Genomic DNA, 10,948 nt, shown 5'->3' with positions numbered 1-10,948 from the left:
TCACAGCGCGTTGCGCAGGCTGAGTGGCTCGGGGTGCGGCTGCAGGTACGCCTGCCCGGCGATATAGCGATCCGGGTGACGGCGGAAGTGGTGCTTGAGCAGCGTCAGCGGTACCACCAGCGGCACGATGCCCTCGCGGTATTGACCGATCAGTTGCTGCATCTCCTGCTTGTCCTCAGGGCTCAGGGTGCGTTTGAGGTAGCCGCTCAGGTGCTGCAGCACGTTGCTGTGGGTGCCACGGGTGGCGCATTTCTTCAGCGCGCTCATCAGCTCGCTGAAATAGCGCGGCGCCAGCTCGCCCAGATCGTGCTGGCTCAGGTCGCCGAGCATGCGTCCGAGTGACTTGTAGCGCACCGGGTCGGTGGCCATCAGCAGGTACTTGTAGCGCGAGTGGAAGGCGATCAGGGCGCGACGCGTCAGGCCTTGCTGCAACAGACGCTGCCATTCGGCGTGGGCATAGACGCGGGTGATGAAGTTCTCGCGCAGCACCGGATCATTGAGGCGGCCGTCTTCTTCCACCGGCAGATCCGGATGCCGCGCGCAGAAGGCCGCAGCGAAGATGCCACGGCCCGGCTCGCTCGGGCGTCCGCTTTCCTGATAGACCTTGACCCGCTCCAGGCCGCAGGACGGTGACTGCTGCATGAAGATGTAGCCGCTGATGCCCTGCAGCTCAGTGGCCATGCGTTCGCCATAAGCGGCCAGGGCGTCGGTGACGTCGCGCGCGCGGTCGACGGTGCCGACCGCACGCGGTGCCTGTGGATCGCCGACCAGACGAATGGGCTCGCGAGGGATCGACATGCCGATGCCGACTTCGGGGCAGACCGGGATGAAATCGAAGTGCTCGGTCAGGCTGCGGCTGCATAGGCGCGACAGCTTGTGGCCGCCGTTGTAGCGGACCTCGGCGCCCAGCAGGCAGGCGCTGATACCTAGTTTGGCTTTGCTCGCTTGCATGACCCGACCTCGTTAGACCTTGTACATGAAGTGATCCATGTACAACTTGTGTCTATCATAGGTGTGCAGTTATACAAGTCAAATGTTTTGTATAGGTTTGGTATTGGTTTTCCTGTGCAGGCAAGCGGCATCAGCCAAGGGTGCCGCCACCAGGTATCGCGGTAGCATCAGCGCCAGCCTTGCAGCCAGCGTTCGCTGTCTTGCAGCTGGCGCCAGTCGAGTTGCTGGCTGCGTTGCGTGAGGACCGCCTGAAGCTCGACGCCGAGGATGTTGTCTTGCTCGTCGCGGATCAGTTCGGTCACCAGGAAATGCCGTTCGCGGTTCTGCGGCTGCGCGGCTGTCCATTTCGACAGCAGCAGTTTGCGCGGGTTGAGGCGACGTTTGTCAGGCCTGTTGCCGGGTTGGTTCATTGCAGGTGCTCGAGCAGACGGCGCGCAGCATCCTGGCCGCTGAGCCAGGCGCCTTCGACCCGCCCCGACAGGCACCAGTCGCCACAGGCATACAGGCCCAGGTCGGCGTCTGCCAGTGCCCCCCACTGATGCGCCTGTGCCGGGCGTGCATAGAGCCAGCGATGGGCGAGGGTGAAGCTCGGTGGCGGCACGGCGCAGCCGATCAGTTCGGCGAAGGCGCCGTGCAACTGCTCGATCACCGCTTCCTTGGGCAGGTCGAGGTTCTGTCGGCTCCAGGCGCTGCTGGCGTGCAGCACCCAGGTGTCGAGATGGTTGTCGCGGCCAGGTTTGCTGGGGTTGCGCGCCAGCCAGTCGAGCGGGCTGTCCTGCACGAAGCAGCCCTCGACGCGAGTGTCCAGGGGGCTGGCGAAACCCAGCGCGACCGCCCAGGTCGGGTCCATGATCACGCTTGCTGCGGCGCCAGCCAATTTCGGGGCGGCCGCCAGCAGCGCGCTGGCTTGCGGGGCAGGGGTGGCAACGATCACGTGGCTGTAAGGGCCGTGGCTGTTGCCTTCGGCATCCTGCAGGCTCCAGTAGCGGTCGCCACGGAATACTTCGGTAATGCGGCAGCTGAACTTGACCGGCAGTGCGCCGAGCATGGCGCGGGTGATCGCGCTCATGCGCGGGCAGCCGACCCAGCGCAGTTGTTCATCCGGCGAGGCACTGAGCTGGCCGTCCTGAGCGTTGTACAGGCTTGGCTGCCATTCCGCGACCCAGCCACGGGCCTGCCATTGCTGCACCACCTCGACGAAGCGGCGGTCACGCGCGGTGAAATACTGCGCGCCAAGATCCAGGCTGCCGGCGTCGCTGCGCTTGCTTGCCATGCGCCCGCCACTGCCACGGCTCTTGTCGAACAGTTCGATGTTCTGGCCGGCCGCGTGCAACGCCTGGGCGGCGGAGAGCCCTGCGATGCCGGTGCCAATGATGGCGATGGGTGCGTTCATGGTTACCTCGTCAGCGCTGAATGCTTTACAGGCTAAGGCTTGGACAAAAGCTATACAAGAGTGTTTTCATGTACAGATGTCGCCGAAAGCGGCGCTCCCTTGCTTTAGGTTTAGGACAAACGCGGCACGTATGCGCGTCATGAACCAGACTAAAGGTGAAGTTTCTTCCATTGCCATGCGAGGACGATGCCATGCATATCCTGCTGACCGGCGGTACCGGTCTGATCGGACGCGCGCTCTGTGCACACTGGGCCGAGCAGGGCCACCGCCTGACGGTATGGAGTCGTGAGCCGAGCAAGGTCGCCCCTCTCTGTGGGGCCGATGTACGCGGCATCGCCCGGCTCGAGGAACTGGGCGAAGAACCGCTGGATGCGGTGATCAACCTGGCCGGCGCACCCATTGCTGACCGCCCGTGGAGCAGCAAGCGCAAGGCGCTGCTGTGGGCGAGCCGTATCGGTCTGACCGAGCAGTTGCTGACCTGGCTGCAACGGCGCCAGCAGCGTCCCGCCGTGCTGCTGTCGGGCTCGGCAGTGGGCTGGTACGGCAACGGCGGTGAACGTGAGCTGAGTGAAGATACGCCGCAGGTCACCGATGATTTTGCCGCGCAGCTGTGCGGGGCCTGGGAAGAAACTGCACAACGCGCCGAGGATCTGGGGGTTCGCGTGGTGCTACTGCGCACCGGCCTGGTGCTGAGCCCTGAGGGTGGCATGCTCAAACGCCTGCTGCTGCCGTTCAAGCTCGGCCTCGGCGGCCGCATCGGCGATGGTCGGCAGTGGATGCCGTGGATTCATATCGCCGACCAAATCGGCCTGATCGATTTTCTCTTGCAGCAGGGCGACGCTCGCGGTCCCTATAATGCCTGCGCGCCATTACCCGTGCGCAATGCCGAGTTCAGCAAGGCGCTGGGCCAGGCGCTGAGCCGCCCGACCATTTTCCCGGCGCCGGCCTTCGTCCTGCGCGCTGCGCTCGGCGAGATGTCCGAGTTGCTGCTCGGCGGCCAGCGTGCCGTGCCGACGCGGCTGCTGGAGGCGGGTTTCAGTTTTCGTTTTACCCATCTGGATGTGGCCCTGGCGGATTTGCTGGGCCATCAATGACTAGGATTTCGCATGACCGATCACGCATTGTTGCTGGTTAACCTGGGTTCGCCCGCGTCCACCGAAGTAGCCGATGTCCGCCGTTACCTCAATCAGTTCCTGATGGACCCCTACGTGATCGACCTGCCGTGGCCGCTGCGTCGTTTGCTGGTGTCGCTGATCCTGATCAAACGCCCTGCCGCATCGGCGCACGCCTACGCCTCGATCTGGTGGGACGAAGGTTCGCCTCTGGTGGTGATCAGCCGTCGTCTGCAGCAAGCGATGAAGGCGCAGTGGACCCGGGGTCCGGTGGAGTTGGCCATGCGTTACGGTGAGCCGTCCATCGAGTCGACCCTGCAGCGTCTGGCCGCGCAGGGCATTCGTGAGGTAACCCTGGCGCCGCTGTATCCGCAGTTCGCCGACAGCACCACCACCACGGTGATCGAAGAGGTCAGGCGGGTAGTGCGCGAGCGCGGTCTGGACATGCGCCTGTCCACGCTGCCGCCGTTCTACGATCAGCCGGAATACCTCGACGCCCTGGTGGCCAGTGCCAAACCCTATCTGGAACAGGATTTCGATCACCTGCTGCTGAGCTTTCACGGCCTGCCGGAGCGCCACCTGCACAAGCTCGACCCCAGCGGTCATTGCCTGAAAGGCGACGATTGCTGCCGCAGCGCTGCGCCCGAGGTGCTCGCCAACTGTTACCGCGCGCAATGCCTGCGCAGTGCCGAGTTGTTCGCCGAGCGCATGGGCCTGCGCCCCGAGCAATGGTCGGTGAGCTTCCAGTCGCGCCTGGGCCGCGCCAAATGGATCGAGCCCTACACCGAGGCTCGTCTCGACGAGCTGGCGGCGCAGGGCGTGAAGAAGCTGCTGGTGATGTGTCCGGCCTTCGTTGCCGACTGCATCGAGACCCTGGAGGAGATCGGTGACCGTGGCCGCGAGCAGTTCGTCGAGGCCGGTGGCGAGAGCCTGCAACTGGTGCCCTGCCTGAATGATCATCCGGACTGGGCGGCGGCGCTGAAGGTGCTGTGCGAGCGAGCGCCGCTGATGATCTGAGTGACCGATGACCGCCGGGGCGAAGCATTCGCCCTGGCGGGTATGAAGCATTCGCCGGCCTGATAACACCTTCGAGCGATACTCACCACCGTTTATATCGTCCTAAGCTGACGCTTCTTTCAACCGTCGCGCGTCGCGTTCTGCGGTGCCGAGGAGAGCGTCCGTGCATAACAACAATAACGGCTATCCCTCCAGTGCCCGAGCCTGGGCTACTGTTGCCATCCTGATGGTGGCGTACGTCCTGTCCTTCGTCGATCGGCAGATTCTCAATCTGCTGGTCGAGCCCATCCGTCGCGATCTGGCGATCAACGATACGCAGATGAGCCTGCTGATGGGCCTCTCGTTCGCCCTGTTCTACACCGTGTGCGGCATTCCCCTGGGGCGTGTGGCCGATACCCGCAGCCGGCGCGGGCTGATCGCCGTCGGCATTCTGTTCTGGAGCGCCGCGACCGCCGCCTGCGGCATGGCCAAGCTGTACTGGCAGTTCCTGTTGTGCCGCATCGGCGTGGGCGTGGGTGAAGCGGCGTTGTCGCCGGCTGCTTATTCGCTGATTGCCGACAGCTTTCCTGCAGAGCGCCGTGCCACGGCCATCAGCGTCTATTCCATGGGCGTCTACCTCGGCTCAGGCCTGGCCTTTCTGGTTGGCGGCCTGGTCATTCAGTTCGCCTCGGCACAGGGCGATGTGACCCTGCCGGTGCTGGGCGAAGTGCGTCCCTGGCAGTTGATTTTCCTGATTCTCGGTGTGGCGGGGGTGTTTTTCACCCTGTTGATGCTGGCCATCAAGGAACCTGTCCGGCGCGGTGTCGGTGCGGGTGTGGCGGTGCCGCTGAGCGAAGTGGGGCGCTACATTCGCGCCAATCGCCGCACCGTGCTGCTGCACAACTTCGGTTTCGCCGGGCTGGCTTTTGCCGGTTACGGCAGTGCAGCCTGGATACCGACTTTCTACATCCGTACGTATGGCTGGGACGCCGGCCAGGTCGGCATCGTCTACGGCAGCATCGTCGCGGTGTTTGGTTGCCTGGGCATCGTCTTCGGCGGGCGCCTGGCAGACTGGATGGCCAAGCGCGGGCGCAGCGACGCCAACATGCGTGTCGGCCTCTACGCCGCACTGGGCGCCCTGCCGATGGTGGTGCTGTTCCCGCTGATGGATAGCGCCTTCTTGGCCAGCCTGCTGCTGGCGCCTGCGGTGTTCTGCCTGAGCATGCCGTTCGGCGTGGCGCCCGCAGCGATCCAGGAGATCATGCCCAACTCGATGCGCGGTCAGGCGTCGGCCATCTATCTGTTCGTCATCACCCTGATCGGCCTGGGTGTTGGTCCGACCGCCGTGGCGCTGGTGACCGATTTCGTCTTCGCCGATGACAGCGCGCTGCGCTACTCGCTGCTGATCGTCACCACCCTGGCGGTGTTGATGTCGATCACCCTGCTGGCCAAGAGCCTCAAGCCCTATCGCGAGAGCGTGACGCGCCTGGAGCAATGGGCCGCCAATCCCGCCTGAATGGGTAATGCCGACAAAGCTGCCTTGCGTAGGAGCGCCGCCCCGGGGCGCAGTTTTCAATGGCGCGCGGCCCTGATTCGCGGCGGGGCGCCGCTCCTGCAAATGCGCTGCGTTGATGCTTGACCGACATTCGCCCGAGCGGGCGCATTTTTCTGCCGTGCCACGCATTGTTGGGCACGGTTTATGCGCCAGGGCACAGGCAGTATGGAATTTTTGCGCTTTACTGAGGTTCTGAGTGTTGCGCGCGCCACTGGGGCGCGTGCCAGCCAGGGAACCTCTGCATGGGAGCGAGGCCAGCGTCTGCCGCACAGGGCAGGCCATTCGACAGCTCAATATGTTGGCAACGGTCAGTGCTGCCGGTGCTGGCCGCGCTGTTGCTGTTGGGCGGCTGCAGCGGCCGTCTGGATAACGACGCCATCGTTCACACGCGTAGCCCGATAAAGCCTGCCGAGGTGCTGCAGACCGACGTCGATCGCATGGCAACCCTGGCCATGCGCAACAACCTGAACAGCCTGTATCGGCTGATGAACAAGCTGTATCAACGCAACCCGCGCGAGTGGCGCAAGAACTCCCTGCCTGACGCCGCCGCTGCCGAGCGCGCCATCCAGTACGCCATCGAACACAATCAGGACTGGCCGACGTTGGGCGGTCGGCGTGATGTCGCGGCGCTGGATTACTCGCTGAGCCCGGGGTTCCAGGGCGACCGCGTGGCGGCCTTCACCTATGCCATCGGCAGCATGCTGGTGACGGCTCACGGTGGCCGTACCGAGTTCTACCTGACCGACAGCTTCAATGCGCAATTCATCCACAACGCCGCACGCAATCTGGAGAAGGCCGGCTGGATGCTCTCGCAGCGCCGTGATGCCACGGGCCGGCTGCTGCTGCTATCCAACGAGTTCTCCGAACAGGGCAACAACCTCAGCTACGCGGTGGAGTTCGGCAAGATGGTGGCGCGTCTCGATCTGCTTACCCATGTGCTGGAAGAACGCTACCGGCGCATGGGGGCCAACTACGCGCAGAGCCTGTTCCTGCTGAATTTCCTGCCGGTGCAGTAGCGCGTCACTGATTCCAGCGTTGCTGAATTTCGTCCAGTTTGCCGGCCTTGCGCAGGCGCACCAGTGCCTCGGAAAACTGCCGGGCGCGCTCGATATCGCCTTTGGCGAAGGCGACGAAGCGCGGCATCTGGATCAGCGCACGCGGTAGCACGCGCACTTGCTCCAGGGCGCGCTGCTCACGGATGAAATAGAGCAGCTGGGTATGGTCGCCGACGATGATGTCGATGCGTCCGGCCAGCAGCATCGACACCAGCTGCCGTGGGTTCTGCGCGCTGGTGTCACGGGCCAGATCGGCGCGGTCGAAGCGCTCTTCGTAGGCATAGCCGCGAACCTGGCCGATCACATAGGGCGACAGGTCATCCAGCGTCTTCCAGTCGCTGATCGCGGTCTTGGCGGTGGTCATGAACACGGTCGAACCACTGCGCAGCGGGCCTACCAGCTCGTACTGCTGCTGACGTTGCGGCGTGCCGGCGAACTGGAAGGCCATCTGTACTTCCCCGCGGTCGAGCATGCGCTTGACGCGTTCCCACGGGTAAAGACGAATTTCATAGGGCACCTGCGCTTCGTGCAGGACCGCGTCGACCAGCTCGACGTCGAGCCCTCGCGGGGTATCGTCCTCGGCGGTGACGAAGCTGTAGGGGGCGAACTGTTCATCGCCCACCACTCGCCAGGGCTGTGCTGCCAGCGAATGGGTCAGAGCCAGAAGAGCGAGCAGCAGGTAGCGCATGGTGGCGTTCCTCATGACCGGCCTAAGTTGAGGCTAGCCAAGTTTCATGAGGAACGCGCGAAATGCGCTGTCGAATCAGACCTTGCGCACGAACTCGGACTTGAGCTTCATCGCGCCGATGCCATCGATCTTGCAGTCGATGTCGTGATCGCCGTCCACCAGGCGAATGTTCTTCACCTTGGTGCCGACCTTGACCACCAGCGACGAGCCCTTGACCTTGAGGTCCTTGATCACGGTGATGGTGTCGCCGTCCTGCAGCAGGTTGCCGACCGAATCCTTGATCACCCGCGCGTCATCGCCGCCGTCGGCACTCTCGCCGGCTTTCCACTCATGGGCGCACTCGGGGCAGACCAGTTGGTCGCCGTCTTCGTAGGTGTATTCGGAGTTGCATTTGGGGCAGGGCGGCAGAGCGGTCAAGGGGTGTCCTCGGTGCAGGTGAGAAACCGCAGATTATATAGGGTTTTGTTCACGGGCGCCGCTCTAGGGCGTGGCGTCCTGAGAGGCGGGTGTTTTAAATATTGGACTTATTGCCAGGCGGTTGTTTGCCAGAATTGCCTGCAGACGCCTTTCAAAGGGCATTTCGTCGATGTGCGATAAATGGCTTGCTGGAAAGTTTCGAGCAGATTTGTTTGACATATTTTACGGCTCGGGCAGACTGGCTGCAGATTCCGTTGCCGAACCGGGTAACGGGCAGCGTCGCTGCAGCCCCCTCTCCGGATGGAGTTGACCCGGTTCGAGCCGCCGTCGGAAGGCGACACTCTGGCTCAGGAGGAGCTTGGGTGCACGGGGTTAGCCAAACAGGCCATGGGTGACACAGCAGAGCCTTCTGCTTGGCATCGGCTTGCACAGCAACGATAGGCCCGGCCTGTCCCAAGGTGACGTATGTCCGACAACAAGATCCGCAGCACTCCCAGCAAGAACAGTCTCCGCAAGCCCGTCGTGTTGATGTCCATGGGCGCTCAAGAGCGCAAGGGCCACGACTATCAAGTAATGACTCACAAATACATTCAGCCTCTGGTCGAGTTCTCCGGTTGCGTGCCGGTGCTGGTGCCCACCTGCTGCGGCATCGAGGATCTCGAGCAGTATCTGGACATGGCCGACGGTGTTTACCTGACCGGTGCCGGCAGCAACATCGACCCGGCGCTCTATGGCCAGGAGAACGAAACGCCGAACAAGGGCCAGGACCGCGACCGCGACCTGTTCGATCTGCCGCTGGTTCGTGCTGCCATCGCTCGCGGTCTGCCGATCTTCGGCATCTGCCGTGGCATGCAGGAAATCAACGTGGCGCTGGGCGGCGACATCTACCAGAAGGTCTACGCCGAGCCTGGCTTCAACGACCATCGCGAAAATCCCGACGACCCGGTCGAGGTGCAGTACGCCGCCAGCCATAGCGTCCGTCCGGTCGCTGGCAGCTGGTTCGCCGAGCTGATGGGCAAGGACGAGATTCAGGTCAACTCCCTGCACGGCCAGGCCATTCGCAACCTGGGCAAGGGACTGGAAGTGCTGGCTACCGCCGAGGATGGCCTGATCGAGGCGATCCACGCGCCGAGCCTGTCGCCTTTCCTGTTCGCGGTGCAGTGGCACCCGGAATGGCAGGCGGCGAAGAACCCGGATTCGGTGAAGATCTTCCAGGCCTTCGGTGATGCCTGTCACCGCCGAGTGGCTGCGCGCAACAGCCGTCAGGCTGCCTGATCGCCCTGCAGCCGTCGGCTCCTGCTTCAGTAGGGGCTTGGCGGTTGCGGCCAGTTCAGGGTGCCGCTGTCGCTGAAGCGACGGGTGCCGAACAGGCCGTCTGCGAGTTTGCCACGCAGCATGTAGGGCACCTCCTGGCCAGGTTGATAACCGGCCACGCCCCAGGCCTGACGCATCACCGAAAACGCTGAAATGCTCACCGGCACGCTCAATACCGTCTCGCCGAAACGCGGCACGCTGCCGCTCTGGTCGCTGACACCACTGGCCAGCGGCTGGCCGTTCACGTCCAGATCCAGTGCCATGCCGTTGAAAGTCACCGCGCTGTCATTGGGGTTCTGCACCCGCAGTTTGACCGCGAAACGGACCTCCAGGCCCTGACCGGGCAGGGGTTCGAGGCCGACCAGATCGACCCGCAGCGGGTCACGATTGCCCAGGCTGGCGCAGGCGCTCAGGCCTGCTGCAAGCAGGGCAACGAGGCAAAGACGAAGCAGAGGGTACATGGTGATCTTCCCTGGACGTTATGGGTTCAGGATAGAAGACCACTGCGCGCGCCGTTAGCTCCCGGCGCGTTGCCGGCTGCCCAGTACCAGCGCGATACCGCCGAGCACGGCCAGGGCACTCAGCATCAGGCGCAGTGACAGCGCCTCGTCCAGCAGCAGGCTGCCGCCGAGCGCGGCGAGAATCGGCACGCTCAGTTGCACGGTGGCGGCTTGACTGGCGCGCAGGCCGGGCAGGGCGCTGTACCAGATGGCGTAGCCGACGCCGGAGGTCAGGGCGCCGGACAACACCGCGTAGAACAGGCCAGGCCCGTCCCAGTTCAGTTGCGGCAGCAGTGCCAACGCCAACAGAACGGCAAGCGGTGCCGCACGCAGGAAGTTACCGGTGGTCACGGCCAGCGGATCACCCAGACCGCGACCGAGCAGCGAATACGCCCCCCAGGCGATGCCGGCCAGCAGCATCAGCAGTGCAGCCAACAACGGGGGCGCACTTGCGCCGGGTAGCAGCAGCGCCAGCAGGCCGGCCGTCGCCAGCGCCGTACCGAGACTGGCGCCCAGCCCCAGACGCTCACCACGTAGCAAGCCCCACAGCAGCATGCTCAACTGCACGGCGCCGAACAGCAGCAGGGCACCGACGCCGGTATCCAGTTGCAGGTAGGCAAAGGAGAAGGCCGCCGCATAGGTGAACAGCGCCAGCGCGCCAGGCCAGTTGCCGGCGATGGGGTGCCCGGCCTGTCTCAGTTTGAGCAGCAGCCACAGCGTCAGTGCGCCGGAGAGCAGGCGGATAGCGGTGAAGCTGGCCGCGTCGATGTCGGTTTCACGCAGCGCCAGGCGGCACAGCAGCGAGTTGCCGGCGAAGGCCAGCATGGCGAGGCAGGTGAGCAGCAGGATACGCGCAGGCATCGTCCATCCTTGGGTGAAGGTCTGGTGATGCCGGGCAGCTAAACACGTCAGGCCGGTCAAGGGCATTGGCAGAAGGTCGCAAGTTGCTGCGACCTTGGCCAGTGAC

12 protein-coding genes are annotated in these 10,948 nt (G+C 64.0%); 5 read left to right on the top strand and 7 right to left on the bottom strand.

Annotated features, from left to right (window positions below; all coding sequences use genetic code 11):
• The 3 genes from ACN0X6_RS19565 to ACN0X6_RS19555 form a co-directional block, all read right to left on the bottom strand.
• Entirely contained in the window at positions 1-951 is a 951-nt protein-coding gene (locus ACN0X6_RS19565; protein ID WP_417706527.1) for a YbgA family protein, read from the bottom strand.
• Positions 952-1,118: 167 nt separating this feature from the next.
• Positions 1,119-1,361 carry a TIGR02450 family Trp-rich protein gene (locus tag ACN0X6_RS19560; RefSeq protein WP_417706525.1) on the bottom strand — a complete coding sequence of 81 codons (243 nt, stop codon included), beginning with the start codon at positions 1,359-1,361 and terminating at the stop codon, positions 1,119-1,121.
• Complete coding sequence (locus ACN0X6_RS19555; protein ID WP_417706524.1) at positions 1,358-2,344, bottom strand: NAD(P)/FAD-dependent oxidoreductase; 987 nt, start codon at positions 2,342-2,344, stop codon at positions 1,358-1,360. Before ACN0X6_RS19555 ends, ACN0X6_RS19560 begins: the two co-directional genes overlap by 4 nt.
• 191 nt (positions 2,345-2,535) lie before the next feature.
• Between ACN0X6_RS19555 and ACN0X6_RS19550 the strand changes: the two genes are divergently transcribed.
• The 4 genes from ACN0X6_RS19550 (at position 2,536) to ACN0X6_RS19535 (ending at position 7,023) form a co-directional block, all read left to right on the top strand.
• Entirely contained in the window at positions 2,536-3,438 is a 903-nt protein-coding gene (locus tag ACN0X6_RS19550) for a TIGR01777 family oxidoreductase (RefSeq protein ID WP_417706523.1), read from the top strand.
• A gap of 12 nt (positions 3,439-3,450) precedes the next feature.
• A complete protein-coding gene (hemH, locus tag ACN0X6_RS19545) occupies positions 3,451-4,473 on the top strand; it encodes a ferrochelatase (protein ID WP_417706522.1) in 1,023 nt (340 codons plus the stop codon).
• A gap of 163 nt (positions 4,474-4,636) precedes the next feature.
• Positions 4,637-5,968 carry a spinster family MFS transporter gene (locus ACN0X6_RS19540; RefSeq protein ID WP_417706520.1) on the top strand — a complete coding sequence of 444 codons (1,332 nt, stop codon included), beginning with the start codon at positions 4,637-4,639 and terminating at the stop codon, positions 5,966-5,968.
• A 281-nt stretch (positions 5,969-6,249) separates the two neighbouring features.
• The gene (locus ACN0X6_RS19535) at positions 6,250-7,023 is read left to right on the top strand and encodes a hypothetical protein (RefSeq protein WP_417706518.1); all 774 of its coding nucleotides are present in this window, start codon (positions 6,250-6,252) and stop codon (positions 7,021-7,023) included.
• A gap of 4 nt (positions 7,024-7,027) precedes the next feature.
• Here ACN0X6_RS19535 and ACN0X6_RS19530 read toward each other — a convergent pair whose 3' ends face one another.
• Together ACN0X6_RS19530 and ACN0X6_RS19525 are read right to left on the bottom strand one after the other, a co-directional pair.
• Entirely contained in the window at positions 7,028-7,750 is a 723-nt protein-coding gene (locus ACN0X6_RS19530; protein ID WP_417706516.1) for a substrate-binding periplasmic protein, read from the bottom strand.
• Positions 7,751-7,825: 75 nt separating this feature from the next.
• Positions 7,826-8,167 (bottom strand): zinc ribbon domain-containing protein YjdM, encoded by a 342-nt coding sequence (locus ACN0X6_RS19525; protein ID WP_417706514.1) that lies wholly within the window; start codon positions 8,165-8,167, stop codon positions 7,826-7,828.
• A gap of 465 nt (positions 8,168-8,632) precedes the next feature.
• Between ACN0X6_RS19525 and ACN0X6_RS19520 the strand changes: the two genes are divergently transcribed.
• Positions 8,633-9,442 (top strand): gamma-glutamyl-gamma-aminobutyrate hydrolase family protein, encoded by an 810-nt coding sequence (locus tag ACN0X6_RS19520; protein WP_417706512.1) that lies wholly within the window; start codon positions 8,633-8,635, stop codon positions 9,440-9,442.
• 26 nt (positions 9,443-9,468) lie between these two features.
• On the opposite strand, the gene ACN0X6_RS19515 is transcribed toward ACN0X6_RS19520, so the two are convergent.
• Positions 9,469-9,942, bottom strand: a complete 474-nt coding sequence (locus ACN0X6_RS19515; protein ID WP_417706510.1) for an LEA type 2 family protein — start codon at positions 9,940-9,942, stop codon at positions 9,469-9,471.
• A gap of 54 nt (positions 9,943-9,996) precedes the next feature.
• Positions 9,997-10,842 (bottom strand): EamA family transporter, encoded by an 846-nt coding sequence (locus tag ACN0X6_RS19510; protein ID WP_417706508.1) that lies wholly within the window; start codon positions 10,840-10,842, stop codon positions 9,997-9,999.
• Positions 10,843-10,948 lie beyond the last annotated feature (106 nt).

The sequence above is a fragment of the Pseudomonas sp. genome, assembly GCF_048269965.1.
Lineage (GTDB): Bacteria > Pseudomonadota > Gammaproteobacteria > Pseudomonadales > Pseudomonadaceae > Aquipseudomonas.
The sequence above is the reverse complement of the archived record's forward strand: the minus strand, read 5'-3'. Positions and strand labels throughout refer to the sequence as shown.

Coding starts and splice junctions, on each gene's coding strand:
- ACN0X6_RS19565 (WP_417706527.1), bottom strand. CDS start 951: ATGCAAGCGAGCAAAGCCAAACTAGGTATCAGCGCCTGCCTGCTGGGC.
- ACN0X6_RS19550 (WP_417706523.1), top strand. CDS start 2,536: ATGCATATCCTGCTGACCGGCGGTACCGGTCTGATCGGACGCGCGCTC.
- ACN0X6_RS19560 (WP_417706525.1), bottom strand. CDS start 1,361: ATGAACCAACCCGGCAACAGGCCTGACAAACGTCGCCTCAACCCGCGC.
- ACN0X6_RS19510 (WP_417706508.1), bottom strand. CDS start 10,842: ATGCCTGCGCGTATCCTGCTGCTCACCTGCCTCGCCATGCTGGCCTTC.
- ACN0X6_RS19530 (WP_417706516.1), bottom strand. CDS start 7,750: ATGCGCTACCTGCTGCTCGCTCTTCTGGCTCTGACCCATTCGCTGGCA.
- ACN0X6_RS19515 (WP_417706510.1), bottom strand. CDS start 9,942: ATGTACCCTCTGCTTCGTCTTTGCCTCGTTGCCCTGCTTGCAGCAGGC.
- ACN0X6_RS19535 (WP_417706518.1), top strand. CDS start 6,250: ATGGGAGCGAGGCCAGCGTCTGCCGCACAGGGCAGGCCATTCGACAGC.
- hemH (WP_417706522.1), top strand. CDS start 3,451: ATGACCGATCACGCATTGTTGCTGGTTAACCTGGGTTCGCCCGCGTCC.
- ACN0X6_RS19555 (WP_417706524.1), bottom strand. CDS start 2,344: ATGAACGCACCCATCGCCATCATTGGCACCGGCATCGCAGGGCTCTCC.
- ACN0X6_RS19520 (WP_417706512.1), top strand. CDS start 8,633: ATGTCCGACAACAAGATCCGCAGCACTCCCAGCAAGAACAGTCTCCGC.